Consider the following 24,439-nt stretch of genomic DNA (forward strand, 5'->3'; position numbering starts at 1 on the left):
TGCACGCAGGCCTGGTGGTTTCAAGATATTGAAATATAAAGGTTTCCTGTCGCCTGGATGGCCCCGGCTGAGCCGGTGAATCTCTAGAGATTTTCCTGCAGCAGCCGCTGGACGTGGCGGCGTTCCCAGATCGCGGAAATCTGTTTCGTCTCGACCGTGGCAGGCACGATGCTGTCGCCGGGTGCCTCCGGCTTGAAGTTGAAGGTTCGCTTGGCGCCGATGGTCAGGGCGTCGGAGCTGTGGGCGGCCACCACGATAAGCTCGAATTCCTTGAAGACGGTGCTCGGATCTTCGTCCGTATCGGGCAGGTCCGTGCATCTCCGCGTCCGTTCGACCAGGCTGCCGAGCGTGCCGATGTCCATGTGGTCGCCCTGGCACAGGGGCCCCTGGTTGGTCGCTTCGCTGGCGCGGGGCGTGCCCTCGTCGAGGCCTTCTACGTCCGTCACCGCCATCATCCAGCTCCGTGTATCGGTCTTCAGGATGGCCAGGATGCTCTGCACGTAGATCGGTTCCTGGCTCATGTTGCTGACGATGCAGTGGGCCTTCATACCCGTGCCGCCGCCCCGGTTGATCAGGATCTTCGGTTTGCGCTGGCGCAGATAGGCGACCAGGAAGATCTGGAGATAGAAGATCCAGACGATCAGCATCGCCAGATTGATCACGACGCTGAGCGCGCTGCTGTTGTCGCTCACCCAATTCAGCATGTCCGTCCCCGCGCGGTTGTCAGTGCCCTCACGGCCGGAGAACCCGCGGAAACCGGTTTGGTTCGCATTTGGCAGGCGGAAGCGTGCCGCGCGCGGCCCTACTCCGGCCGAAGCGCTGCAGTAAGCAGCACGATGCCGATCCCGACCAGCGCCAGCTTCCAGGCATCGGACCGGCGCGACAATCCGGGCAGTCCGAACGGCCGGATCACGTGGGCGATCATCGCGAGCACGACGAGGACGGTGACGATCCGGCTCATGCGGGTTTGGCGTCGTTGCGGATTGCACTGCGGGCCATGACCGGACACCATGGCCGGCAACCGCTCGACCTTTTGGCCTTCCCGGGAGTTTCCATGCTGATCGACCCCTCGCTCGCTGAGACCGACGCGCTGCGCCGGCGCATCCGTGACGACATCCGTGCCGACGAGGCCACTGTCGCCAGACGGCTGATCGACGCCGCGACCGTCCCTGCCGAGCAGGCCGACCGGATTGCCGAACAGGCGCGCAATCTGGTGCGCGGGGTCCGGTCCGGCCGTGTCGGGCGCGGCGGCATCGATGCCTTCATGCACGAATACGAGCTCTCGTCCAAGGAGGGCGTCGTGCTGATGTGCCTGGCGGAGGCGATGCTGCGGGTCCCGGACGCCCATACCGTGGACAAGCTGATCGACGACAAGATCGGCGGCGCGGAGTGGGACAGCCACCTCTGGAAATCCGACTCCTTCTTCGTCAACGCCTCGACCTGGGGGCTGATGCTGACCGGGCGGGTGACGCGTCTCGACGACAACGAGGGGCGGGATGCGCGCGCGGTGCTCGGCCGTCTGGTTCACCGCGCCGGCGAGCCGGTGATCCGCCGCGCCGTGCGCGAGGCGATGCGCATTCTCGGGCGCCAGTTCGTGATGGGGCGGACCATCAAGGAGGCGCTGTCGCGGGCGAAGGACGCCGAGGAGGACGGCTACCGCCACTCCTACGACATGCTCGGCGAGGCGGCGCGGACGATGGAGGACGCCGACCGCTACTTCGAGTCCTACGCCAACGCCATCAAGGCGATCGGCGCGGCCTCCAAAAACCGGTCCGGCATGGAGGCGCCCGGCATCTCGGTGAAGCTCTCCGCGCTGCATCCGCGCTACGAGTTCGCCCAGCGCGATCGCGTCATGAATGAACTGACGCCGAAGCTCGCCGATCTTGCCGTCATGGCGAAGGAGGCCGACATCGGCTTCACTGTCGATGCCGAGGAGGCCGACCGGCTTGACGTTTCCCTCGACGTGTTCGAGGCCGTCGCCCTGGATCCGCGGCTGAAGGGCTGGGACGGCTACGGCCTCGCCATCCAGGCCTACCAGAAGCGCTGCTTCGCCCTGATCGACTGGCTGGAGGATCTCGCCAAGCGCGCCAACCGGCGGCTGGCGGTGCGGCTGGTCAAGGGGGCCTACTGGGACAGCGAGATCAAGTGGGCCCAGGAGCGCGGCCTTCCCGGCTATCCGGTGTTCACCCGCAAGGTGCTGACCGACGTCTCCTACATCGCCTGCGCCAAGAAGCTGCTCGCCGCCAACGGCGCCTTCTATCCCCAGTTCGCCACCCACAACGCCCACACGGTCGCGACCATTCTGGAGCTTGCCGGCAATCGCGACGACTTCGAGTTCCAGCGCCTGCACGGGATGGGCGAGGCGCTCTACACCCAGATCGTGGGCAAGAAGGCGCTGAACCGGCCGTGCCGGATCTACGCCCCGGTCGGCACCCACGAGGACCTGCTTGCCTATCTGGTCCGCCGGCTTCTGGAGAACGGTGCCAATTCCTCCTTCGTGAACCGGATCCAGGACGAGAAGCTCCCGGTGGATTCCATTGTCGCCGATCCGATCCAGCAGTCGCGCAATCTCCCGTCCTATCCGAACCCGAACATTCCGCTGCCGCGCGCGCTCTATGGCACCGCCCGGGAGAACTCCCTCGGCCTGGACCTGACCGACCCGCAGGTGCTTGCCCCGGTCGCCAAGCGGATGGACGAGGTGGCCGCCACGAAGTGGCACGGCAAGCCGTCGGTCGGCGGAGCCCTCAAGGACGGCACCGCCCGCGAGGTGCGCGATCCAGCAGATCACTCCCGCGTCATCGGCACCGTCACCGACGCCACGCCGGAGCTTGCCACTCAGGCGCTGGAGCGGGCGACCCGCGCCTTCCCGGCCTGGGACGCGACCCATGCCGCCGACAGGGCCGCTCTTCTGGAGCGCACGGCCGATCTCTACGAGCAGAACATGGCCGAGCTCTGCGCCATCTGCGTCCGCGAGGCCGGCAAGATCATGGCCGACGCCGTGGCCGAGGTGCGCGAGGCGGTCGACTTCCTGCGCTACTACGCCTATCGCGCCCGGATCGACTTCGCCGGCCCTGAGGTGATGCCCGGACCGACCGGCGAGCGCGACGAGTACTGGCTCGCCGGCCGCGGCACGTTCCTGTGCATCTCGCCGTGGAACTTCCCGCTGGCGATCTTCACCGGCCAGATCTCCGCCGCCCTTGCCGCCGGCAACTGCGTGCTGGCCAAGCCCGCCGAGCAGACCCCGCTTGTGGCTGCCCGAGCCGTGGAGCTGATGCACGAGGCCGGCATTCCCGGCGACGTGCTGCATCTCCTGCCCGGCGACGGCGCGGCGATCGGCGGTGCGCTGATTCCGGACCCCCGCGTCTCGGGCGTCTGCTTCACCGGCTCGGTGCCCACCGCCCACATCATCAACAAGGCCCTGGCGGAACGCGAGGGCGCCATCGTGCCGCTGATCGCGGAGACAGGCGGCCAGAACGCGATGATCGTGGACTCCACCGCGCTCACCGAGCAGGTCGTCGTCGATCTCTGTCAGTCGGCGTTCCAGTCGGCCGGCCAGCGCTGCTCCGCCGCCCGCGTTCTGTTCGTGCAGGAGGACGTGGCCAAGCGCACCCTCGGCATGTTGGCCGGGGCCATGAAGGAGCTGAAGGTCGGCGATCCGTCGGACCTCTCGACCGATATCGGCCCGGTGATCGATGCGGAGGCCAAGGAGAATCTCGAGGCGCACATCGCCCGCATGGAGAAGGAGGCGAAGCTGATCGCCCGCGCGCCTTCCACCGCGCAGATGGAGAAGGGCACCTTCGTTGCGCCGGTCGCCTTCGAGATCGACAGTCTCGACCGGCTCACCCAGGAGGTGTTCGGCCCGGTCCTGCACGTGGTCCGCTACAAGGCGGAGAAGATCGACCAGGTGATGGATGCCATCAACGGCACCGGCTACGGCCTCACCATGGGTCTGCACACCCGGATCGACACCGAGGTGGAGTGGATGCGGCGGCGCGCCGGCGCCGGCAATCTCTACGTCAACCGCAACATGATCGGCGCGGTGGTCGGCGTGCAGCCCTTCGGCGGCGAGGGCCTGTCCGGCACCGGCCCCAAGGCCGGCGGTCCGCGCTATCTCTCGCGCTTCGCCTGCGAGCGGGTGATCTCCATCAACACCACGGCGGCCGGCGGCAATGCCTCGCTGATGAGCATGGGCGACGACCTGCCGGGCTAGGAGCAAAGCCCGAGACAAAGTGGGAACCGGTTTTCCGTCCGGCTTTGCGGGAAAGGAGTCTTTCTCGCTCACGCGAGCTCCCGTCGGTCGCCGCTGCGCGGGCGCGGACGGTTTTTATGTCCCGGTCGCTTCGCTCCGCGCCTCACCGCGAGACGATTTCGGGTCCCATCAGGGCGTTCGGGATCGCCGTGGAGAGGAACGGCGCATAGGTGACGATGATCAGGAACAGGAACAGCACGGCGACGAACGGCGCCGCGGCCCTGACGACCTGAACGAGACTCATCCCGGTGATGCCTGAGGTGACGAACAGGTTCAGCCCGATCGGTGGCGTGATCATGCCGATCTCCATGTTCACCACCATGATGATGCCGAGATGGATCGGGTCGATGCCGAGCTCCATGGCGATCGGGAAAACCACCGGCGCGACGATCAGGAGCAGGCCGGACGGCTCCATGAACTGGCCGCCGATCAGAAGCAGGATGTTCACGGCGATCAGGAAGGTGAACCAGTTGAAACCGTAGCTCAGCAGCAGCTCGGTGATCGCGTCGGGAATGCGCTCCGAGGTGAGCGTGTGGGCGAACAGCAGCGCGTTGACGATGATGAACATCAGCATCACCGTCGTCTTGGACGCGTCGACCATCACCTTGCGCGTGTCCTGATGGGTGAGCGCCGGGAAGAACCCGATGCCGATGGCCTTGAGGTTGCGTCCCCAGATCGAAAGCCCCTGGACGAGCGTGCTAGGTACGGTCGCGATCCCGCCCTCGCCGCGCCAGAGCGGATAGGCGATCAGGATCAGACCGACCCCGATGGCGCCCACCACGACCCGGACGCCGATCGTGGACTCTCCCGCCTCGCCCATGGCGAAGAAGGACAGGATGAGCCAGACGAACAGGAAGGCGACCGCGTAGACCATGGCCTTGAAGCCGATCCGCTCGCGCTGGTCGCGGTGCGGCAGGATCCACGGGACGCCCTTGAGCGGACCCATGTCCCGGTAGACGAAGAGGGCAATGAAGGCGGAGTAGACCGCGGCGACGGCGGCGGCCTCGGTGGGGGTGAACACGCCGCCATAGATGCCGCCGAGGATGATGACGATGAGGAAGACGCCCCAGCCGGCCTCCTTGCCGCCCTCGATGATTTCCTTGAAGCCCTTCCACTCCTCCGCCGGCAGGTTGCGCCGGCGCGCCACGATGTAGATGGCGATCATCAGCATCAGGCCGGCGACGAGACCGGGCAGAATGCCCGCCAGGAACATGCGTCCGACGGAGACGTTCACGGCCGCGGCGTAGACCACCATGACGATCGACGGCGGGATCAGGATGCCGAGCGTTCCGGCGTTGGCGATCACGCCGGCGGCGAACTCCTTCGAGTAGCCGACCTGGCGCATGCCGGCGATGGCGATGGTGCCGATCGCGACGACGGTTGCCGGCGACGAGCCGGACAGGGCGGCAAACAGCATGCAGGCCAGCACCGACGCCATGGCCAGGCCGCCCCGGAAATGGCCGATGGTGGCGATCGCCAGGCGGATGATGCGGCGCGCGACGCCGCCGGTCGACATGAAGGCCGACGCCAGGATGAAGAACGGGATGGCCAGCAGCGTGTAGTTCTGGCTGGCGGTGAAGAGCTGCAGCGCCACCGAACTCATGGAGTCGTTCGAATGCAGCGCGATTGTCAGGACCGACGCGAGGCCCAGCGAGATCGCGACCGGGACGCCCAGGAACAGCAGCCCGAACAGAACGATGAAGAGAAAGCCCGTTTCCATGGCCGGCTCAGTCCCTGACCGCGTTGCGGTTTTCCGCGACGAGGTCTTCCGCCTCGTGGCCGGCGACGATCAGCTCGCGCTTGCCCTGGGCGATCTGCACCATGGCCTGGAGCGCGCGGAAGGCCAGTAGCGCCAGACCGATCGGCAGCATCAGATAGGCGACCCAGCGCTGGACCCGGTCCTGCAGCCCGAAGGTTTCCTGCATCCAGAGCGGATAGCGCAGCTCGTCGAGGCCGGTGCCGCGATCGAACATGAAGGTCCAGTAGCCGATGGCGCCGCTCTGGCGCCAGTTGGTGGAGACGTCGGCACCGAACCACGCGAGCCAGCCGGAATACAGAAGCAGCATCGCGTAGACGAAGGTGGCGAACGCGCCGAACAGCGCGGCAGCCTTGAACAGACGGCGCGGAAACATCCGGATGATGGCGTCGACGCCGAGATGGATGCCGGTCTTCACGCCATAGGCCATGCCGAACAGGATCAGCCAGGCGAACAGGATCCGCGTCGCCTCCAGGGCGCCCTGCCAGCCGGAGTTGAAGCCGTAGCGGCCGACCACCTGGGCGAAGGAAATCAGCGTGATCGCCGCCATCAGGATGGCGATGACGTTTTCCTCGAAGCGATCGACGGAAGCTGGAAATTTTCGTTCGGCCAGGAACAACACGAACACGATCACCAGCAGGGTGATCGTCATGCCCATCAGTTCCATCGGGTGTCTCCCCAGCTTCCCCGTTGTGCAGTGATGGTGGCGGCCGGCCCGAACGGACGGGTCGGCCGCGGCAGTTTCGGTCGGTCGCGGATCTAGTTGGTGGCGCTGTAGGACGCCGCCTTCTCGATCACGTCGGCGCCGATATCACCCTCGAACTCCTGCCACACCGGCTTCATGACGGTGACCCAGGGCTCGCGCTGCTCCGGCGAGAGCTCGCGGATGGTCGAGTTGGCGTCGAGGATCGACTGACGGCACTCGGCCTCCTTGTCCGCGACCTGCTGGTTGGCCTGCTTCAGCGTGTCGGTCAGGATCGTGAGGAACTGGGTGCGCGTCTCGTCGTCGAGGGAGTCCAGGAACTCCTGGCTGGTGATCACGCCGTAGGCCAGCAGCTGGTGGTTGGTCTGGGTGATGCCGTCCTGCACCTCGAAGAACTTCTGGGTGTAGATGTTGCACCAGGAGTTTTCCTGCCCATCCACGACGCCGGTCTGCAGCGCGCCGTAGACCTCCTTGAAGGCCAGCTTCTGGGCCGACGCGTTCAGCGCCTCGATCATGGCGACGGCCACGTCGGAGGTCTGCACGCGGAACTTCAGACCGGAGGCATCCTCGGGCTTGATCAGCGGCTTGTTGGCGGAAAACTGCTTCAGCCCCGAGGCGATGTAGCCGAGCCCGACATAGCCTTCGTCCTCGAGCGAGGCGAGCAGGTCCCGGGCGTCCTCCGAGGCCATGTAGGCGTTGGCCGCCTCGATGGACGAGAACAGGAACGGCAGGTCGAACAGCCGGAGCTTCTTCGTGTAGGCCTCGAACTTGGACAGCGACGGCGCGGCGAGCTGGACGTCGCCGAGCAGCATGGCCTCCATCACCTTGTCGTCGTCATAGAGCGTGGAGTTCGGAAAAACCTCCATGCACGCCGTGCCCTCCATCTGCTCGTTGATGTTCTTGGCGAGCAGCTGGGCGGCGTCGCCCTTCGGATGGCCGCTGTCGGCCACCACGTGGCTGAACTTGATCACGGTCTCGCCGTCGTCGCAGCCGGCCGGGTCGGCATTGGCCGTGCCGAACGAGAGCGCGACCGCCATGATGGAGGCGGAGGCTGCCAGGATCGTCTTCTTCATGGGTGTCTCCTCTGGATGACGGCCCGCGTTCGGGCCGTCCGGTGATGGAATCGGCCGGCCGGCGGGCCGGACCGTTCGACATCGCTTCTCGGGATTGGTGACCGCGGTCCCCGCACGGAGCTTCGGCGTCTCCTTTGCCGGTCGCGGCGCGATGCCTCCCGTCATCGCGAGAGGCGAGTGTGCGCGAGAGGCGGGGTATTATGCAACTGGAGATGAAAAGGGGAGGGGAAAGCACGGCTGTGGGGCTGGGGTTTGTTTCTCGGCGCCAGCCCCAGTCTCCGCTCACTCCCGCGAAAGCGGGAGTCCAGGGCACCACGACGGGCCTGGACTTGTGGCCTGGTTTGTTTTCGCTCACGCGAGTTCGCTGTGCTTTGTTTGCGCTCACGCCGAGCGAGCTTTGCTCGCCGGCTGCGCGGGCGCGGCCAAGTATGGCCGGCGGACGGTCGTCCGCTGATTGGTGCGTTCCGGCCCGGCTTAAGTTGGTTTTCCGGGCGTCAACCCCAGTCTCCGCTCACCCCGGCGAAAGCCGGGGTCCAGGGCACCACGACGGGACTGAGCCCTTGGCCCTGGATTCCGGCTTCCGCCGGAATGAGCGGTTGTGGAGAGGGCCGGGCATACTCAACCACCCCCGCGCCCGCATGGCGGGCCGGAGTGTCACACAACAGGGATCGGTGGGGCGCGAAACGGCGGCCATCCGATTTTATAGTGTGCGGTCGCCCTTCGGCGCCCCACCCTGACGTTCGAACCGATGCAGCCACCCTTCTTCCGAGAGCGGGAAGGGCTAGGACCTTCCGCTCCTCCACCGGGCAGCGGACGCCGCGCACATCGCAGCGCACCTCTACTGGGGCGGTTTGCGACAACCGCGTCTTCGAGGGCATGCGCGGCGCTGCCCGCCTTTGGTCCCGGCAGACACCACACGCCATCGGCCCACCCAGCCCGCCCGTCCGTTACACGGGCCGCAGCCAAGCCGTCAGATCCTCGACCCACGTGGCGGACGGTCCGGCACGGCTCCCCGCGGATCAAGCGACACGGGAACTGTACGGGAGGATTCCGGGGCGGGGATAAGTTGGGGGAAGGTGGGAGGCGCGCAGGCGGAGTTTGGGGCGGTTTGTTTGCCGCTCACGCGGGTTTGCTGCGCTGACCGCTCCGCGAGGGCGGCCGGTTCTATATGCGCTCACGCGAGCTTCCTTCGGTCGCCGCTGCGCGGGCGCGGCCTCCGGCCGGCCGACAGTCGTCGGCTGGTGGGAGAAATACGGCATGGCCGAGGTTGTCTGACCATACATGGACCTGCGGTACGAGGGCACCTGCGGCGCCAACCTCCAATCTCCGCTCATCCCGCGCAAGCGGGAATCCATTGGGCTTTTCTCGATAAATCCAGCGTTTTGACTCGGCGGATGACGCCTCAGTGAATCTCCTCGCCCCTTGCTTTAAATTGCATCTATCTGAAGCTTGAGTTTACCGGAGTTCGTCGAAGCGAGGAGGGGGAATTTAAATGTCTGAAAAGTTTGATAAGATCTCAGAGGAAGTAGAAGAGCTGGTTAAGTTTGGCGAAATGCTTCATATGGCAATGCAATATGAAGCACATCCTACGGCGTTTAGGGATAGCGTTGAAGGGGCATTGGGAAAGGAAGAGGCCAAAAAACTCCTGGATTCACTGCCGAAGTTCACGAATAGTTATCAATCTTGGTACTCGAGATCTTTATCCTTAGTTAAGCAAATTATTCCCGATAGGATTTCAGATTTTATTTCGTACTATGAGTACCCAAGGGTTCGAAAGGAAATAGATTTTCAGAATTATATGATAAAAGATTATCTTCAGGGGCTTGTAGTTCGGCGAGGAGGCAGTTTGATTGCGGATGGTAAGGCGGCTATACCGGACTTTGTTCAGCAATTGCAGATTGTAGTGGCAGCTAAAGAGGCGCTTGAAAGTTCTCTGGTCGACATTAAAGGCATAGTACAAGCGGATCTATTTGATTCTGAGATTGATAGTGCGAGAGCTCTTGCAAAATCGGGTTACTTGAGGGCTGCTGGAGCGATTTGTGGCGTGGTTCTTGAAAAGCATCTTTCCCAAGTGTGCAGCGTGCATGGTCTTGGTACAAGAAGGAAAAATCCCGGAATAGCCGATTTTAATGAACTTCTAAAGGAGGCGGATATTATTTCGTTGCCGCAATGGCGATTTATTCAGCATTTGTCTGACATAAGAAATATATGCGATCACTCAAAAAAGAAGGATCCCACGGCCGATCAGATCGAAGATTTGTTGTCGGGGTCAGATAAGGTTCTAAAAACGATATTTTAGTCACGATGAGGATTGAACATGGGCGGAGATAGTAGCTTTTCAGATCGATACGGTTTTCGCGGACCGTCCGCCGAAATCACAATTCGAGAGGATGCTCCTGCCTCAATTCGTGATGGCGTGTTGATGTTAGCCTATTCATTGGGGTTGAGCCCGGGCGCAGTTCGCGGTGCCATATCTAACGTCCTCCTTATACATCCAGACCCCAACAATTGGTCAGCAGGAAATATCAAAAGTGAAGTGTATTCTCTGATTCACAATACTAACTGGTATAAGGTTTATGACATCGCTGAACAGCTTTGGATCGAGGTTGGTGCGGATGATGTTACAGGCGAAAAGCAGGATGCTTATGCAAAGAGGCTCAATCAGCTTTTTCGCGAGTATGGTGTCGGCTGGGAAATGAAAGGCGGAGAGATTACCGTCAGGGGGGCGGAGAGTTTCGATCTGGTCACTCAAGAGGCAAGATCGGTCATGCAAGACGCTGAGATGCCTATTGCTGCAAACGAAATCCACGAGGCGCTACGTGATATGTCTCGCAGGCCAGAAGCCGACCTCACGGGTGCCGTGCAACACGGTATGGCGGCCCTTGAATGCGTCGCAAGAGAGATTGGAAAAACAAGTGATACACTTGGGAGTATTATTCCAAACCTGAAGCTAACGCCGCCTCTCGATAGGGCGCTTCACAAGCTTTGGGGGTTCGCCTCACAACAAGGTAGGCACGTTCGAGAAGGCGGATCGCTCACATTTGAAGACGCTGAACTCGTTGTTACGGTAGCCTCCGCAGTAAGTGTTTATCTTATTCGGCGGCAGAGCAAGGCGTTTAATGAAAATCTAGAGCTGGAGTAAGAGTTACCCCCTACCGCTCCTTCTTCGGCAACGGGCCCCGGCGCTTCGGCTTTTCTGTCCGGCCCACCGTCATCTCGTCGAGCGTGTTCTTCCGGGCGCGGGTCTTCGGCGCATCGGCGCCGCCGCCCGGGCCTGAGCCGCCGCCGGACCCGCCGCGCGCGCCGGCCTTGGCGCCCCTGGACGTCTTCGTGGTGCCGGGATCGTCGGCATAGGCCAGCGCCTGGTCCTGCAGCCGCTTGATCTCGTCGCGGATACGGGCGGCCTCCTCGAACTCCAGGTTGGCGGCGGCGTCGCGCATCCGCTTCTCCAGATCCTCGACGGTGGCCTCCAGATTGTGGCCGATGCGGGAGCCGTCCTCGGCGAAGCCGGTGTCGACCCGGACGTGGTCGCGCTCGTAGACGGAATCCAGAATGTCGCCGATGGAGCGCTTCACCGATTCCGGCGTGATGCCGTGCTCCTCGTTGTAGGCGAGCTGCTTTTCGCGCCGGCGGGTGGTCTCCGCCAGCGCCCGCTCCATGGAGCCGGTGGTGCGGTCGGCATAGAGGATCACCTTGCCGTCGACATTGCGCGCGGCGCGGCCGATGGTCTGGATCAGCGACGTCTCGGAGCGCAGGAAGCCCTCCTTGTCGGCGTCGAGAATGGCGACCAGCCCGCACTCGGGGATATCGAGGCCCTCGCGCAGAAGGTTGATGCCGACCAGCACGTCGAAGGCGCCGAGGCGCAGGTCGCGGATGATCTCGATGCGCTCCAGGGTGTCGATGTCGGAGTGCATGTAGCGCACCCGCACGCCCTGCTCGTGGAGATACTCGGTCAGGTCCTCGGCCATGCGCTTGGTCAGCACCGTGACCAGGGCGCGGTAGCCGGCCTGGGCCACGTCGCGGACCTCGCCGAGCAGGTCGTCGACCTGGTGGCGGGCCGGGCGGATCTCCACCGGCGGGTCGATCAGCCCGGTCGGGCGGATGACCTGCTCCACGAAGACGCCGCCGGCCTCCTCCATCTCCCAGGAGCCGGGGGTGGCGGAGACGGCGACCGACTGGGGCCGCATGGCGTCCCATTCCTCGAAGCGCAGCGGCCGGTTGTCCATGCACGACGGCAGGCGGAAGCCGAACTCGGCCAGCGTCGCCTTGCGGCGGAAGTCGCCCCGGTACATGCCGCCGATCTGGGGAATGGTGACGTGGCTCTCGTCGACGAAGACGAGGGCGTTGTCGGGCAGATATTCGAACAGGGTCGGCGGCGGCTCGCCCGGCTTGCGGCCGGTGAGATAGCGCGAATAGTTCTCGATGCCCGGGCAGGAGCCGGTGGCCTCCATCATCTCCAGGTCGTAGCGGGTGCGCTGCTCCAGCCGCTGGGCCTCGAGCAGGCGGCCGGCGTCGTTGAGCTCGGCGAGCCGCGCCTTCAGCTCCGCCTTGATGGACTTGGTGGCCTGGTTGAGGGTCGGCTTCGGCGTGACGTAGTGGGAGTTGGCGTAGACCTTCACGAACTCCAGCTCGTCGGACTTGTGGCCGGTGAGCGGGTCGAACTCGGTGATGGATTCCACCTCGTCGCCGAACAGCGAGACGCGCCAGCCGCGGTCCTCGTAGTGGGCGGGGAAGATCTCGATGGTGTCGCCGCGCACCCGGAAGGTGCCGCGGACGAAGTTGATGTCGGCGCGCTTGTACTGGAGCGCCACCAGATCGGCCAGGAGCTGGCGCTGGTCGAGCTTGTCGCCGACCTGGATGGCGAAGGTCATCGCCGTGTAGGTCTCCACCGAGCCGATACCGTAGATGCAGGAGACAGAGGCGACGATGACCACGTCGTCGCGCTCCAGCAGGGCGCGGGTGGCGGAGTGGCGCATCCGGTCGATCTGCTCGTTGATCGACGATTCCTTCTCGATATAGGTGTCGGTGCGCGGGACGTAGGCCTCCGGCTGGTAGTAGTCGTAGTAGGAGACGAAATACTCCACCGCGTTGTCCGGGAAGAAGCTCTTGAACTCGCCGTAGAGCTGGGCCGCCAGCGTCTTGTTGGGGGCGAGGATCAGGGCCGGGCGCTGGGTCGCCTCGATCACCTTGGCCATGGTGTAGGTCTTGCCGGAGCCGGTGACGCCGAGCAGCACCTGCATGCGCTCGTGCTCGGTGACGCCTTCGACCAGCTCCCTGATGGCGGTCGGCTGGTCGCCCTTCGGCTCGTATTCGGATTTCACCACCAAGGGCACGCCGCCCTCGGACTTTTCCGGGCGGGGCGGGCGGTGCGGCATCCAGGTGCCGTCCTGGAATTCCGGCCGGCCGGTCTGGATCAGCTCCTCCAGCGCGGCGACGGACTTGGTGGCGGCGGATTCGGGAAGCGCCTCGGCCTCTTCCAGGCCGATGTCCATGCCGGCGACGGGATTGAGCCCGCCGGCGGCACGCTCTTTGGCCGTGGCTTTGCCGCCCATGGAGGTGCCGCGGGCGGTCTTGGTGGCGCCGTCGGATTTCTTTGCAGCGGACTTGCCGCGAGCCTTCGGTTTCGGGGCGGGCGCGCGCTCGGGATCGGGCGGCTCCGCCGAGGCCTCCCGGTCGGCCAGCTCTTCGATCTGGCGGGCCCAGTCGCCGACCGGGCCGGTGAACGCCTCGCCTGCGTCGAACGCGGACTGAGGCGCCTCGCCGAAGCCGGTTTCCTCCGGCGGCGCGGCGGTGTCGGCCTGGTTCGGGGCGTCGGACTTGGAGCGGCGGGGGGAGGAGGAGCGTGCGGCCATGGGGCCGAATATGGGCCGATGATCGCGGCGATGGAAGGGCCGCGACCGCCGATGCTGACAGGTCCCGTCAGCGGTGATGCGCGGTCCGGCCGAAGGTCAGGGCCGGGGCGCTCCGACGGTCAGGGCTGGGGCGCTTCGCGCCGGGCTTCCATGCCGCACGACCGCACGATCGCGTCCACCTGCGCCTGGTCGTCGGAGGTCAGGTTCTGGGTGATCATGCGCTCCCACAGCCCGGCCTGCTCGACGTTGTCGGCCGAACAGCCGCAGATCGCCTCGCAGGACCCGGCATCGCCGACACGGGGGGTGCACTGATCCACGCAGGCCCGCATGAAGCTCGCCCGCTGGGCGTCGGTCGCCGCCGGGGTCGCACCGCCGGTGCCGAGCGCGAACGCCACGCCCCACAGGAGCCCCAGCAAGATCGGCTGGTGGGCGAGATAGATCCACAGCGACTGCCGGCCCGACCAGGCGACGGCCCGGGTGACTTTGGTGCGGGCGCGCCAGGCGGCCCAGGCTTCCCGGGCGCGGAAGCGGAGCGCCAGCCGGGCGAGGGCCACGCCGGCAAAGGTGCAGCCCACCCAGGGGAAGATCGGCACGTAGTCGTTGGCGCGCGGCGGCGGCAGGGTGCCGAGCCCGACCCAGACCAGGAAGGGCTCGTTGAAAATGTCGGCGCGCACGAACTGGGGCAGGGCGAAGAAGACGACGGCCAGCACGGCCGGAACGGCGATCGGCAGCCGGACGGTGAGGACGGCGAGCAGGCTTGCGGCTGCGATGCAGTGCAGGATGCCGAAATAGATCCAGGCGTTGGGGAAGGCGAAGTAGGTCGCGCCCGAGATCGCGGCGGCGGCGGCGACGATGATGCCCAGCCGGATCAGGAAGCCCTTCCAGCGGTAGCCGTTCTGGTGCGCCACCACGAGGCTCACGCCGACGACGGTGAGGAAGCTGCCGGCGATCAGGCGGGCGAACCACTGCCAGCCGGCATTGGTCTCAACCGGCCATGAGACGAGCTGATAGAAGCTCAGGTCCCAGGAGAAGTGGTAGACGACCATCGCCAGGATCGCGATGCCGCGCACCATGTCGAGAAGGTCGATGCGCCCGGAGGACAACGGGGACGGCGTCGGGACCGCTTCGGCGTCGTCGTCCTCGGGCCCGGCTTCGGCCATCGGCGCGGCCTCGGTCTCCGCCTCAGCCTCAGCGTTCGTGTCAGCCTCAGACTCGGCCGTCGTGTCAGCCTCGGTCTTGCCCTCAGCCTCGGTGCCGGTCTCTTTCTCGTCTTCGGTCTCGGGCTCCATGGCTGACCTCTACGCTCCGTGGGAGAACGCGTCCAGATCCGGGCGGCCTGTCGCCAGACAACGGCCGGATCCGCGTCATTGTTGTGCCGCGTGTCCGTGAGGAAAGCCGGTTTCGCCTTGTCCCGGCCTTGCTAGTAGGTCCAGGCCTCGGCCTTCGCGACCAGAAAGTCACGGAACGCACGCACCCGTGCGGTGGTCTTCAGCTCGGCCGGATAGACGAAATAGGTCTGATAGCTGGGCAGCATCTCTTCCGGCAGCAGGCGGACGAGACCGGAATCCGGCTCGATCAGATAGTCCGGAAGAAGGGCCAGGCCGACGCCGCGCTGGACCGCGCGCTTGATGGCGATGACGTTGTTGACCTTCAGGATCGGCTTGCGCGGCTGTTCCGAGGCGCGGCCGGCAGTCTCCAGCCAGTTCAGTTCGCGCAGATAGGCAGGCCCGCTGTCGCCGAAGGTGACGATGCGGTGGTTGTCGAGGTCCTCCAGCGTTTCCAGATTGCCGAACCGCTTCAGATAGGCCGGGGACGCGTAGAGGTGCAGGTGGACGGTGAACAGGCGCCGCTGGATCAGGTCGGGCTGGACCGGCTGGCGCAGCCGGATCGCCACGTCCGCCTCGCGCATGTTGAGGTTCAGCTCGTCGTCGTCCAGCAGCAGATGGAGCTGGACCTCGGGATAGAGGTCGACGAACTCGTTGATGCGGGCCGCGAGCCACGACGCCCCGAGGCCCATGGTGGTGGTGACGCGCAGGACGCCGGTGGGCAGGTCGCGGGAATCGGTGAGCCGCGCCTGGACGGCGTCGAGCTTCATCACGACTTCGCGGGCCGTGCGGAACAGATGCTCGCCCTGTTCTGTCAGCACCAGCCCGCGGGCGTGGCGGTGAAACAGCGGTACGCCGAGTTCCTGCTCGAGCGCGGAAACCTGCCGACTGACCGCGGACTGGCTCATGTTCAGCGCTTCGCCCGCGTGGGTGAAGCTGCCGGCCTGAGCGGCGGCGTGGAAAACCTTGAGTTTGTCCCAGTCCATCGGCCCCGTCGGGCGCCGGTTGCTTCCGGCGCTCGTCCCTGCGTCGTTGCTATTGGGCCGGCAGGCCGCTGAGCGGCGCGCCGGCCGGCATCATGCCGCTGCGGCGGCGTCGGTTGCGTGTTCGGCGATGAAGCGCTCGGCCTCGAGGGCGGCCATGCATCCCATTCCGGCCGCCGTGACGGCCTGGCGATAGGTTTCATCGGTGACGTCGCCGGCGGCAAACACGCCGGGAATGTTGGTCGCCGTGGAATCCGGCGCGGTCCAGAGATAGCCGGAGGGCTTCAGCTGAAGCTGGTCCTTGAAGACCTCCGTCGCCGGCTGATGGCCGATCGCCACGAAGACGCCGTCGACGGCGATCTCGCGGGTCTCGCCGGTCTTCACGTTCTTCAGACGCGCGCCCGTGACCGAGGGCGGGGCGCCGCTGCCGAGCACCTCGTCGAGCACCGTGTCCCAGACCACCTCGATCTTCGGATGGTTGAACAGGCGGTCCTGCAGGATCTTTTCCGCGCGCAGGAAGTCGCGTCGATGGACGAGGGTCACCTTGCTGGCGTGGTTCGTCAGGTACAGCGCCTCTTCGACCGCGGTGTTGCCGCCGCCGATCACCAGGACCTCCTTCTCCCGATAGAAGAAGCCGTCGCAGGTGGCGCAGGCGGAAACCCCGAAGCCCTTGAAGATCGATTCCGATTCCAGGCCGAGCCACTTCGCCTGGGCGCCGGTGGCCACGACCAGGGCGTCGCAGGTGTAGACGGTCCCGGAATCGCTCTGCAGCGTGAACGGACGCTTCGACAGGTCGGCCGAGGTGATCAGGTCGTAGACGATCTTGGTGCCGACGTGCTCGGCCTGCTCGCGCATCTGCTCCATGAGCCAGGGGCCCTGGATGACGTCGGCGAAGCCGGGATAGTTCTCCACGTCCGTCGTAATCGTCATCTGTCCGCCCGGCTGGATGCCGGCCACGATCACCGGCTCCAGCATGGCGCGCGCGCCGTAGATGGCTGCGGTATAGCCGGCGGGGCCGGACCCGACGATCAGAAGCTTCGTGTGGAGCGCGTCGCCCATCGCTCGATCTCCCTGAAGGGGGTGGTGTGCGGACGGATCGCCGACCTCATTGCCGGCACCACGCCCAAGCGCTTCGTCCAATATAGGTATGCAATCCGAAGCCGCCCGAATGACTTTGCCCGAACCGCATTGTCAAGTCGCCCCACGCTACCGGTGGCCGCCGTGCCGGCCCGACTGCGTCCACAGGTCACGCGGTCGGTGCGGCGAGTTTCTGTCGGATCGCCGTCGCGATCTCACGAGTGGCGTCCATAGGCGCATAGCTGGCTTTCGGCAGGCTGCCATCGAACCAGTGCATTGCACCATGGGAAACCAATGCGGCGTGAAAGCGATCAAATTTTCGTCGGCCTCCCGGCATCGGCCAGGCAAGGACCGGCTTGCCGGTGAAGGCGGCCTCGCCGAGCATGTTGACGGAATCGCAGGTGACGACGAAAGCCTCGGCGGCTCCGTAGATGCCGAGAAGCGGGTTCTCGCCGTCGCCCTGCCAGATCCAGTGGGGCGTGTCCGACAGGGCCGCGGCGATCGCGGCGACGTTCTCCGCACCGGTGCGCCGCGACGGCGTGATCAGCAGGCTCGCCCCATGGCGCCGGGAAAACGCGGCGAGCGCTTCACCCAGGGAGCGGGCATCGTCGAGACCGAACCGGTAGCTGCCGCTGGCGCCGCCGACGAGAACGCCGGTCCAGGGGTCGGACAGGTCCGGCAGGCGCGCGCGCAGGGCGGCGGCCGCTTCCGCCAGCCGCGCCTCCGTGAGGCGGTTGGGACTGGTGACGGTCTGGATGACGTTCGGCCCGGTGAGCCGGTCGTGGCTGTTGGCCCAGACGAGATCGAACGCGCCGACATCGGCCCGCGGCGCCTGGATCGCCACCACCAGCGGGCGGGGTCCCTTGCGGCGGGCGATGGCGCGGGCGAGCGGGATCGCCTGGCGCCCGGAGGCGAGGACGAGGTCGGCGTTGGTATGCACAAGGGGCCGCTGGTCCGGTTGCGGCGGGCCGTGCGGGGCGAGCCACGACCAGGGACGGCGCAGCTTGATCCGCGCGATCTCCGCAGACGCGCCGAGGGCCTCGGCCACGCCGAGGCACTGCACCTCGTGTCCGACCTTGCCGGACGGAACGACCACCAGTGTTTCGGGGGGCTGCGTCATTCGGAGCGCTCAGGGGAAAGGGTTTTGGACAGGCGGGCTGCGCCGGTGCCACTCCGCCTTTCGGCACGACGTGCCGCCCTGCCTGCCGTGCGCGCGCGCCGGATGGTGCCGTGACGGCCTTGCGGAGCACGCGCCGGTAGGGTTTGTGGTGCGTGCTGGATCGGAAAGAGCACAATGACCCTGCGACTGGATGGCGTCGACTGGAAAATCCTCAAGGAGCTCCAGTCCGATGGGCGAATTACCAATGTCGAACTGGCCCGCCGCGTCGGGATCACCGCACCGCCCTGTCTGAGGCGGGTGCGCGCGCTGGAGGAAAGCGGCGCGATCCGGGCCTATCGGGCGTTGCTCGACGAGCAGAAGCTGGGGTTCGACATCTCCGCCTTCGCCATGATCAGCCTCGCCCGGCAGAGCGAGGCGGACCTGCGCGCGTTCGAGGAAAGCGTCTCCCGCTGGGAGATCGTCCGTCATGCCTGGATCATGGCCGGCGACATCGATTTCATGCTCGAATGCGTCGCGGAGACTGTCACCGTCTTTCACGATTTCGTCCTGAAGGAACTCGTCGCCGCCGACAACGTCGATACGGTCCGCACCGCGCTCACCATCCGCAAGGTCAAGGACGCGCCGCGCGTTCCGATACCCGGATCCTGAGCGCCGGTCCCCCGCTCAGTTCTGGTTGGCGCTGTTGGGGACGAGGAGCACGCGGACCCGGGAATCGGACAGCACCCGGGCGTGGCCGGTGTCGAGGTTGACGATCAGCTTGTTGCCGTTGACCACGTTCTGACCCTGGGTCAGCGTCACGTCGCCGTCCAGCTCGAGCATATTTGTCTTCATGTCGACGGTGCCGGTATTGCCGGTCGCGGTCTGCTCCTTGGTGGTGACCACGACGCCGCCGGTGGCCACAAGCTTGGAAATCTGCTGGCTGCCGCCCGGACCCTGCGCAGCCGGCGCGGCGTCCTCTGTCTCCTGGTTCTCGGTGTCGTAGTGAACCGTGAGCTGCGCCGTCTTCATCCGCGACTCGCCCTGGACCACGACCACGTTGCCGATGAAGATCGCGAGGCCCTCCTGGTCGCGGACCTCCAGCTCGTCCGATTCGATCTCGATGGGCTCGTCCGACTCGCCGCCGAGACCGCCGAAGCCGGTCTCGAAGGTGGACTGGGCGAAGGCCGGACCTGCCAGAAGGAGCAGGCCGGCGAGGAGAAGCGTCAGTCGGCGAAAGATCATTGGCTGCTGGTCTCCGGTCCGCGGTGGAGGGTGAGGTGGACGTCTCCGACGAAGCGGACGACCTTGCCTTCTTCCTGGACGTCAAGGCTGTTGGCGGTCAGATCGAACTTCTCCGATCCGATTGCGACCGGCTCATCGCTGACCATGCTGCCGTTGCGGAAGTCCAATCGAGCGCTCGACAGATCGGCCCGGTAGCCGTCCGTCGTGGTCAGGACGATGCCGTCGGAGAGCGTGAGCCACTCGTCGTCGGTGTCGAACAGGCCGCCGCGGCTGTTCACGGTGATGTCCTGATCCTCGCTCGCCTTCAGGGTGGCCACGAGGTCCGTGAGCGTGATGCGGGAGGTGTCGGAAAAGCTCTGCATGGCCCTGGCGGCGCTGACCTTGTAGGCGCGTCCGTCGTTGAGCCGTCCGGCGAGGTTGGGGTCGTTCATCTCCAGGCCTTCGCTGGTCACGTTGAGCGTGCCGACCCCCACCGGGAGGAACGACTTCACGATGGCGGTCCCGAAAATCAGGGCGACGATTGCCATGCCGCCGAGGGGCAGCAAGACACGGAGCGTCTTGACGAAGCGTGTATGCCGGCGCGCGGAAGCGCGCGCGCGGATGCGATCCTCCGCTTCCGCGTCGGCATCGTGCTCCAGAAACCGCATATCGGTCGTCGTCATCGTTCCTTCCCTGGAGCCGCAGCCGCCGGGGCGGATGCGCTCGAGATCTCCGGCCGGTCTGCCCGATCGACGGCCGCACCGGTCACCCGGCGGACCTATAGCCGGGATAGGGCGGCAAAAGGGCGGGCGGACCACAGCGGACCTTCGGGCGCGATCCGCCCGACCCGTTCCGTCCGAGATAGGAACTCTTCTACGATCTATCGACCCGGATTGCGACGATCACGTTGCGCCGGACGGCGGTCGGCGCCGTTCTCAGGGCTTCCGGACGCCGCATGCGCAGTCACGAATGCGCGAACAGATCGTCTTCGGCGAAGCCGGCCAGGTCGAGCTTCACGCGGGTCGGCAGGAACTCGAAACAGGCCTGGGCGAATTCCGCGCGGCCTTCGCGTTCCAGGAGCACCTCGAGCCGCTCCTTGAGCCGGTGGAGGTAGAGGACGTCGGACGCCGCGTAGGCCATCTGGGCGTCGCTGAGCGTGTCAGCGCCCCAGTCGGAGCTCTGCTGCTGCTTGGAGATGTCGACCTCGGCCAGTTCCCGGGCCAGGTCCTTCAGGCCATGGCGGTCGGTGTAGGTGCGCACGAGACGGGAGGCGATCTTGGTGCAGAACACCGGCGCCGGCATAACGCCGAAGGTCTTGTAGATCGTGCCCATGTCGAAGCGCGCATAGTGGAAGATCTTGACCACGTTCGGATCGGCCATGAGCGCGGTGAGGTGGGCCGCGCTTTCCTGTCCCTGCCGGATCTGGACGAGCTCGGCGTTGCCGTCTCCCACAGACATCTGGACCAGGCAGAGCCGGTCGCGCACCGGATTGAGGCCCATCGTCTCCGTGTCGACCGCGACACTCGGCGCCGTGAGCGGCTCGGGCAGGTCCTGGTCGTGCAGACGGATGGTCATGGCGGGGCTTCGTGTCCGGTTCTTGAGGGAAGGGCGGCCAAAACGGGCCGCGGTGGGGTCTGGTTAGTACAGCGTCCGTCCGCAATCAATGCGCGCTCCGACGCCTCTGGCTGTCACGGGTAGCTCGCCCGCCGGCTCGCGGTCACGCGGACGCCCGGGGCGGGGCGCTCCAGCATCACGTCCTTGCGGAAGCGGACCAGCCGGGCGGGACGGCCGCCTGTGCGCTCGGCGATCTCGCCGGTCTCCTCCACCAGGCCCTGACCGGCGACCAGCCGCCTGAAGTTCTGCTTGTGGAGGGGCACGCCGGAGAGTGCTTCGGCGGTCTGCTGCAGTTCCGACAGGGTGAAGCTCGGCGGCATCAGCTCGAACAGGACCGGCCGGTACTTGATCTTGGCGCGCAGCCGGCTGACCGCGGTCGCAACGATGCGGCGGTGGTCGGAGGTCATGGCGATCCCCGGCAGGCCGGCCGGCATGTCCGGCTCGCCGGTACCGCGGTCGGCGGCCGCCTCCCGGACGAGGCCGGCCTCGTAGAGAAGCTCGTAGCGCTCCAGCGCGCGCTCCTCGTCCCAGGCGCCGCCCTCGCTGGCGAACGCCAGGCGGATCCGCTCGGCGCGGGAGGGGTCGGGGGCGGCGCGGCGCCAGCCCTCGAGTTCCGCCATCACGGTGTCCAGGGCGTGAGGATCGCCGTCCCGGCGGTCCTCCCAGGGCAGGAAGTCGTACCAGGGCCGCCACTGGCCTTGGATCGGCGCGCGCTTGCCCGGGCTCTGGACCAGGGCGAGATAGGCGATCGAGACCCGGCGATGGGCGAAGTGCTCGGACGCCTCGGGTCCGGCAGCCGTGCGGTCCCCGAAGGTGTAGAGCTGCTCGACATAGCCGAGCCGGTAGCCGGTCTGCTTTTCCACCCAGCTTCTGAGACCGGCCTGCAGCGTGCGGTGTTCGGAGCGCAGCGGGCCGGAGGGAAGGGCGGGCGCGGGCGCCTGCTCCACCGTCAAGACGAGGGGGGACCGCTCGTGGACGGAGATCACGACCGCCGTCAGATCGACCCGGACCCTGCTTTCTTGATCGATGTCCGCCATGGTGGCGTTCGTGCTCCTCCAGACGTTGTGCGACGATCGTGACCACCCGGGGCCGGACACGGGTTGGATCGCGGCTCAAGTGTCTGTAGACGATCGATATTGCCGCCAGCGCTCGACGAGGCTCCATGTCGCACACTTCTCCGCCGCCATCCAGACTTCCGAGGTCCTTCGGCGAGGCGATTGCGCTGCTGCGCACCCGCTTCGGATGGAACGAATTCGTGATGCTGGCCGCGCTGTTCGTGGTGGCCGCCGGACTGTGGGGCTTCGCGGAGATCGTCGACGAGGTGCTTGAGGGCGAGTCCCACGAGTTCGACGAAGCGATCATGCTGGCGCTGCGCACCGCCGGCGACACCGCCGATCCGATCGGTCCCCCCGCCCTGGAAATCGCCATGCGCGACATCACGGCGCTGGGCAGTTTCCCGGTCCTGTTCCTGATCGGGGCGATCGCGGTCGGCTATCTGGTCGTGCTGCGGAGCTATGCCTCCGCGCTGCTGGTCATCGTCTCGCTGGTGGGAGGCTCGGCGCTCAACACCGTCCTCAAGCAGGCCTTCGCGCGACCGCGCCCGGACCTGGTGGCCCATCTGGTCGACGTCCACACCCTGAGCCTGCCGAGCGGCCACGCGATGCTGTCCACGGTCACCTACCTGACCATCGGGGCGCTGCTGGCGCGGGTGCAGCCCAACCGGCTCCTGAAGATCTACACGGTTGCGGTGGCGGTCGCGCTGGCGCTGCTGGTCGGCATCAGCCGGGTCTATCTCGGTGTCCACTGGCCGACAGACGTACTGTCGGGCTGGTGCCTGGGGGCTGCTTGGGCGATGGCGTGCTGGCTGGTGGCGCGCTTCGTGGGCCGGCTGCGCTCGCCTTCCTCTGCGGCGCCACGGGCCTGAGGGCGGTCATTCCGATCGAGAGCGCGCCTCCTCAGGCAACCCCGGCGGCTTCGGATGCCTCTTCGGCGGCGCGTTCTTCCTGATCGGCCTCGAACCCGAACACGTTGAGTTCGATCACCGCGAAGCAGAGCAGCCAGAGCCAGGCGTCGACCGCGTCCAGGATCTTCTGGCTGACGACGGTCCAGATCACCGCGCACACGATCAGCGTGAAATAGAGCGCGGCCTTGATGAGCTTGACGGCGCGGTACTCGTTGCCCTCGTAGTCCCCCGGTGCGTACATCTGGTAGACGAGCACCGCGCAGACGCCGAGCCAGCTCATGTCGTTGACGACGTCGGTCCACTGGCCCTCGGCGAAATAGCCGACGATCGAATAGACGATCATGGAATAGGCGAAGACGTTGAGCGCGGTGAGGATCAGCTTCTCGCGCCGGCCGGAATAGCCCTCGCCAAGGGTGCTCGATTCATACTCCATGACGCCGATCAGGACGATCCAGGCCATGCTGTCGATGAAGGCGTTCACCTTCCCCTCGACGCTCAGGAACAGGATCGTGTCGATCGCGAGCGCGCCGTAGACCGTCCACTTGAAGATCCGGAACCAGGTCTGGTTCATCTCGACTGCCTTGGGCGCGCCGGAAACCGGACGCGGAACCACGAATTCCGAAAAGAGGCCCCGCCGCTCATCCGCATCGGAGCGGGCACCCGATCGGCGACACCGATGGCGGGCAGGGTTCGCCTGACGGGGGCCGCCTTTTGCTCTTTAGCCGGCGAGGATGACAGGGCTTTGACGGAAAACGAAGTTCCGGGGCCGGCTTTGGGATTGTCCGGGCGGACTCAAACGCCCTTTTCGCGCAGCCAGGCGCCGATGATCTCGCGATGCCGCTCCGGACCGTAGCTGGCGAAGTGGCCGCCATGGACCACGGAGACCGGCAGGTCATAGAGCCGCTTCATGGAGGCGACATAGTCGGCGGCGTCGGCGTGGTAGGTGTCCTCGATCAGCGGACCGTCATAGACGATGTCGCCGGAAAACAGGATCTGCGTCGCGGTCTCGTAAAGCGCGATGCCGCCGGGCGAATGGCCGGGGGTGTGGATCACCTCGAAATGCCGGTCGCCCAGATCGACGACGTCGCCGTCGTGCAGGATGCGGGTCGCCGGCGCCGCCTTCACGGCGTATGTCGCCGAGGAATAGGGCTCCGGCGGCAGGGCGGTGAAGATCTCGTCGGTGACGTACGGGTCGGCCAGCGTGTTGGCGCGGGTCGGATGCGCCAGGAGGTCGGCCTCGGCCGCGTGCACGCAGCGGTCCTCGAACTCGTGATGGCAGCCGATATGGTCGAAGTGGGTGTGGCTTGCGACCGCCGTGAGCGCGCGCTCGGTGACAAGGGGCACATGGGCCCGCAGGCTGACCACGCCCATGCCGCTGTCGATCAGCATGTCGCGGTCCCGCCCACGAACGTGCCAGATGTTGCAGCGGTAGAATTCGACGATGTGGGGTTCGCAGATATAGGTGACGTCGTCGGCGAGCCGGCGCGTCTCGTACCATTTGTCCGCGGACATGCGTTCCATGGG

Annotated in this window: 21 protein-coding genes; 5 read left to right on the top strand and 16 right to left on the bottom strand. The window is 65.9% G+C overall.

From position 1 onward, the window contains the following. Window positions 1-83: 83 nt before the first annotated feature. A complete protein-coding gene (locus J2S73_RS02715) occupies window positions 84-704 on the bottom strand; it encodes a hypothetical protein (protein WP_306883882.1) in 621 nt (206 codons plus the stop codon). Window positions 705-802: 98 nt separating this feature from the next. After that, on the bottom strand, window positions 803-961 hold the full coding sequence (locus J2S73_RS02720) for a hypothetical protein (RefSeq protein WP_306883883.1): 159 nt from the start codon (window positions 959-961) through the stop codon (window positions 803-805). Window positions 962-1,054: 93 nt separating this feature from the next. Here J2S73_RS02720 and putA point away from each other — a divergent pair, with 93 nt between their 5' ends. After that, window positions 1,055-4,210, top strand: a complete 3,156-nt coding sequence (putA, locus tag J2S73_RS02725; RefSeq protein WP_306883884.1) for a bifunctional proline dehydrogenase/L-glutamate gamma-semialdehyde dehydrogenase PutA — start codon at window positions 1,055-1,057, stop codon at window positions 4,208-4,210. 142 nt (window positions 4,211-4,352) lie between these two features. Here the strand turns inward: putA and J2S73_RS02730 are convergent, their stop codons facing one another. The 3 genes from J2S73_RS02730 to J2S73_RS02740 all read right to left on the bottom strand — a co-directional run bounded on the left by J2S73_RS02730 (window position 4,353) and on the right by J2S73_RS02740 (window position 7,781). Further along, complete coding sequence (locus tag J2S73_RS02730) at window positions 4,353-5,969, bottom strand: TRAP transporter large permease (protein WP_306883885.1); 1,617 nt, start codon at window positions 5,967-5,969, stop codon at window positions 4,353-4,355. 7 nt (window positions 5,970-5,976) lie between these two features. Then, on the bottom strand, window positions 5,977-6,672 hold the full coding sequence (locus tag J2S73_RS02735; RefSeq protein WP_306883886.1) for a TRAP transporter small permease: 696 nt from the start codon (window positions 6,670-6,672) through the stop codon (window positions 5,977-5,979). A 92-nt stretch (window positions 6,673-6,764) separates the two neighbouring features. Then, window positions 6,765-7,781: a DctP family TRAP transporter solute-binding subunit gene (locus J2S73_RS02740; RefSeq protein WP_306883887.1), complete on the bottom strand. Its 1,017-nt coding sequence runs from the start codon at window positions 7,779-7,781 to the stop codon at window positions 6,765-6,767. Window positions 7,782-9,273: 1,492 nt separating this feature from the next. Between J2S73_RS02740 and J2S73_RS02745 the strand changes: the two genes are divergently transcribed. Further along, window positions 9,274-10,080 carry a hypothetical protein gene (locus J2S73_RS02745; RefSeq protein ID WP_306883888.1) on the top strand — a complete coding sequence of 269 codons (807 nt, stop codon included), beginning with the start codon at window positions 9,274-9,276 and terminating at the stop codon, window positions 10,078-10,080. Between the two features lie 18 nt (window positions 10,081-10,098). Beyond that, window positions 10,099-10,923, top strand: coding sequence for an AbiJ-NTD4 domain-containing protein (locus tag J2S73_RS02750; RefSeq protein ID WP_306883889.1), 825 nt, complete (start codon window positions 10,099-10,101; stop codon window positions 10,921-10,923). 10 nt (window positions 10,924-10,933) lie between these two features. On the opposite strand, the gene uvrB is transcribed toward J2S73_RS02750, so the two are convergent. From uvrB to J2S73_RS02775, 5 genes are all read right to left on the bottom strand, one after another. Further along, the gene (uvrB, locus tag J2S73_RS02755) at window positions 10,934-13,633 is read right to left on the bottom strand and encodes an excinuclease ABC subunit UvrB (protein ID WP_306883890.1); all 2,700 of its coding nucleotides are present in this window, start codon (window positions 13,631-13,633) and stop codon (window positions 10,934-10,936) included. A gap of 119 nt (window positions 13,634-13,752) precedes the next feature. Further along, window positions 13,753-14,922: a heparan-alpha-glucosaminide N-acetyltransferase gene (locus J2S73_RS02760; protein WP_306883891.1), complete on the bottom strand. Its 1,170-nt coding sequence runs from the start codon at window positions 14,920-14,922 to the stop codon at window positions 13,753-13,755. Between the two features lie 131 nt (window positions 14,923-15,053). Next, on the bottom strand, window positions 15,054-15,944 hold the full coding sequence (locus J2S73_RS02765) for a LysR family transcriptional regulator (protein ID WP_306883892.1): 891 nt from the start codon (window positions 15,942-15,944) through the stop codon (window positions 15,054-15,056). 90 nt (window positions 15,945-16,034) lie between these two features. Then, a complete protein-coding gene (gene trxB, locus J2S73_RS02770) occupies window positions 16,035-17,000 on the bottom strand; it encodes a thioredoxin-disulfide reductase (protein WP_306883893.1) in 966 nt (321 codons plus the stop codon). 187 nt (window positions 17,001-17,187) lie between these two features. Beyond that, a complete protein-coding gene (locus tag J2S73_RS02775; RefSeq protein ID WP_306883894.1) occupies window positions 17,188-18,138 on the bottom strand; it encodes a mitochondrial fission ELM1 family protein in 951 nt (316 codons plus the stop codon). Between the two features lie 174 nt (window positions 18,139-18,312). On the opposite strand from J2S73_RS02775, the gene J2S73_RS02780 reads away from it, so the two are divergent. Next, the gene (locus J2S73_RS02780) at window positions 18,313-18,786 is read left to right on the top strand and encodes an Lrp/AsnC family transcriptional regulator (protein ID WP_306883895.1); all 474 of its coding nucleotides are present in this window, start codon (window positions 18,313-18,315) and stop codon (window positions 18,784-18,786) included. Window positions 18,787-18,801: 15 nt separating this feature from the next. Here the strand turns inward: J2S73_RS02780 and J2S73_RS02785 are convergent, their stop codons facing one another. The 4 genes from J2S73_RS02785 to J2S73_RS02800 form a co-directional block, all read right to left on the bottom strand. Next, window positions 18,802-19,359 carry an LptA/OstA family protein gene (locus J2S73_RS02785; RefSeq protein WP_306883896.1) on the bottom strand — a complete coding sequence of 186 codons (558 nt, stop codon included), beginning with the start codon at window positions 19,357-19,359 and terminating at the stop codon, window positions 18,802-18,804. Beyond that, the gene (gene lptC, locus J2S73_RS02790; protein WP_306883897.1) at window positions 19,356-20,021 is read right to left on the bottom strand and encodes an LPS export ABC transporter periplasmic protein LptC; all 666 of its coding nucleotides are present in this window, start codon (window positions 20,019-20,021) and stop codon (window positions 19,356-19,358) included. The genes J2S73_RS02785 and lptC overlap by 4 nt, the downstream gene beginning before the upstream one ends. 280 nt (window positions 20,022-20,301) lie before the next feature. After that, window positions 20,302-20,913, bottom strand: a complete 612-nt coding sequence (locus tag J2S73_RS02795) for a ribonuclease D (protein ID WP_306883898.1) — start codon at window positions 20,911-20,913, stop codon at window positions 20,302-20,304. A 113-nt stretch (window positions 20,914-21,026) separates the two neighbouring features. Next, window positions 21,027-21,989: an NUDIX hydrolase gene (locus J2S73_RS02800; RefSeq protein WP_306883899.1), complete on the bottom strand. Its 963-nt coding sequence runs from the start codon at window positions 21,987-21,989 to the stop codon at window positions 21,027-21,029. A gap of 125 nt (window positions 21,990-22,114) precedes the next feature. On the opposite strand from J2S73_RS02800, the gene J2S73_RS02805 reads away from it, so the two are divergent. Then, on the top strand, window positions 22,115-22,876 hold the full coding sequence (locus J2S73_RS02805; RefSeq protein WP_306883900.1) for a phosphatase PAP2 family protein: 762 nt from the start codon (window positions 22,115-22,117) through the stop codon (window positions 22,874-22,876). A 31-nt stretch (window positions 22,877-22,907) separates the two neighbouring features. Here the strand turns inward: J2S73_RS02805 and J2S73_RS02810 are convergent, their stop codons facing one another. Then, window positions 22,908-23,486 carry a hypothetical protein gene (locus J2S73_RS02810; RefSeq protein ID WP_306883901.1) on the bottom strand — a complete coding sequence of 193 codons (579 nt, stop codon included), beginning with the start codon at window positions 23,484-23,486 and terminating at the stop codon, window positions 22,908-22,910. A gap of 221 nt (window positions 23,487-23,707) precedes the next feature. Further along, complete coding sequence (locus J2S73_RS02815; RefSeq protein ID WP_306883902.1) at window positions 23,708-24,436, bottom strand: MBL fold metallo-hydrolase; 729 nt, start codon at window positions 24,434-24,436, stop codon at window positions 23,708-23,710. Between the last annotated feature and the right edge of the window lie 3 nt (window positions 24,437-24,439).

The organism is Amorphus orientalis, from assembly GCF_030814015.1.
GTDB lineage: Bacteria > Pseudomonadota > Alphaproteobacteria > Rhizobiales > Amorphaceae > Amorphus > Amorphus orientalis.

Excerpts from the sequence above, each read along its gene's own strand:
- J2S73_RS02715 (WP_306883882.1), bottom strand. The coding sequence starts at position 704 with ATGCTGAATTGGGTGAGCGACAACAGCAGCGCGCTCAGCGTCGTGATC.
- J2S73_RS02720 (WP_306883883.1), bottom strand. The coding sequence starts at position 961 with ATGAGCCGGATCGTCACCGTCCTCGTCGTGCTCGCGATGATCGCCCAC.
- putA (WP_306883884.1), top strand. The coding sequence starts at position 1,055 with ATGCTGATCGACCCCTCGCTCGCTGAGACCGACGCGCTGCGCCGGCGC.
- J2S73_RS02730 (WP_306883885.1), bottom strand. The coding sequence starts at position 5,969 with ATGGAAACGGGCTTTCTCTTCATCGTTCTGTTCGGGCTGCTGTTCCTG.
- J2S73_RS02735 (WP_306883886.1), bottom strand. The coding sequence starts at position 6,672 with ATGGAACTGATGGGCATGACGATCACCCTGCTGGTGATCGTGTTCGTG.
- J2S73_RS02740 (WP_306883887.1), bottom strand. The coding sequence starts at position 7,781 with ATGAAGAAGACGATCCTGGCAGCCTCCGCCTCCATCATGGCGGTCGCG.
- J2S73_RS02745 (WP_306883888.1), top strand. The coding sequence starts at position 9,274 with ATGTCTGAAAAGTTTGATAAGATCTCAGAGGAAGTAGAAGAGCTGGTT.
- J2S73_RS02750 (WP_306883889.1), top strand. The coding sequence starts at position 10,099 with ATGGGCGGAGATAGTAGCTTTTCAGATCGATACGGTTTTCGCGGACCG.
- uvrB (WP_306883890.1), bottom strand. The coding sequence starts at position 13,633 with ATGGCCGCACGCTCCTCCTCCCCCCGCCGCTCCAAGTCCGACGCCCCG.
- J2S73_RS02760 (WP_306883891.1), bottom strand. The coding sequence starts at position 14,922 with ATGGAGCCCGAGACCGAAGACGAGAAAGAGACCGGCACCGAGGCTGAG.
- J2S73_RS02765 (WP_306883892.1), bottom strand. The coding sequence starts at position 15,944 with ATGGACTGGGACAAACTCAAGGTTTTCCACGCCGCCGCTCAGGCCGGC.
- trxB (WP_306883893.1), bottom strand. The coding sequence starts at position 17,000 with ATGGGCGACGCGCTCCACACGAAGCTTCTGATCGTCGGGTCCGGCCCC.
- J2S73_RS02775 (WP_306883894.1), bottom strand. The coding sequence starts at position 18,138 with ATGACGCAGCCCCCCGAAACACTGGTGGTCGTTCCGTCCGGCAAGGTC.
- J2S73_RS02780 (WP_306883895.1), top strand. The coding sequence starts at position 18,313 with ATGACCCTGCGACTGGATGGCGTCGACTGGAAAATCCTCAAGGAGCTC.
- J2S73_RS02785 (WP_306883896.1), bottom strand. The coding sequence starts at position 19,359 with ATGATCTTTCGCCGACTGACGCTTCTCCTCGCCGGCCTGCTCCTTCTG.
- lptC (WP_306883897.1), bottom strand. The coding sequence starts at position 20,021 with ATGACGACGACCGATATGCGGTTTCTGGAGCACGATGCCGACGCGGAA.
- J2S73_RS02795 (WP_306883898.1), bottom strand. The coding sequence starts at position 20,913 with ATGACCATCCGTCTGCACGACCAGGACCTGCCCGAGCCGCTCACGGCG.
- J2S73_RS02800 (WP_306883899.1), bottom strand. The coding sequence starts at position 21,989 with ATGGCGGACATCGATCAAGAAAGCAGGGTCCGGGTCGATCTGACGGCG.
- J2S73_RS02805 (WP_306883900.1), top strand. The coding sequence starts at position 22,115 with ATGTCGCACACTTCTCCGCCGCCATCCAGACTTCCGAGGTCCTTCGGC.
- J2S73_RS02810 (WP_306883901.1), bottom strand. The coding sequence starts at position 23,486 with ATGAACCAGACCTGGTTCCGGATCTTCAAGTGGACGGTCTACGGCGCG.
- J2S73_RS02815 (WP_306883902.1), bottom strand. The coding sequence starts at position 24,436 with ATGGAACGCATGTCCGCGGACAAATGGTACGAGACGCGCCGGCTCGCC.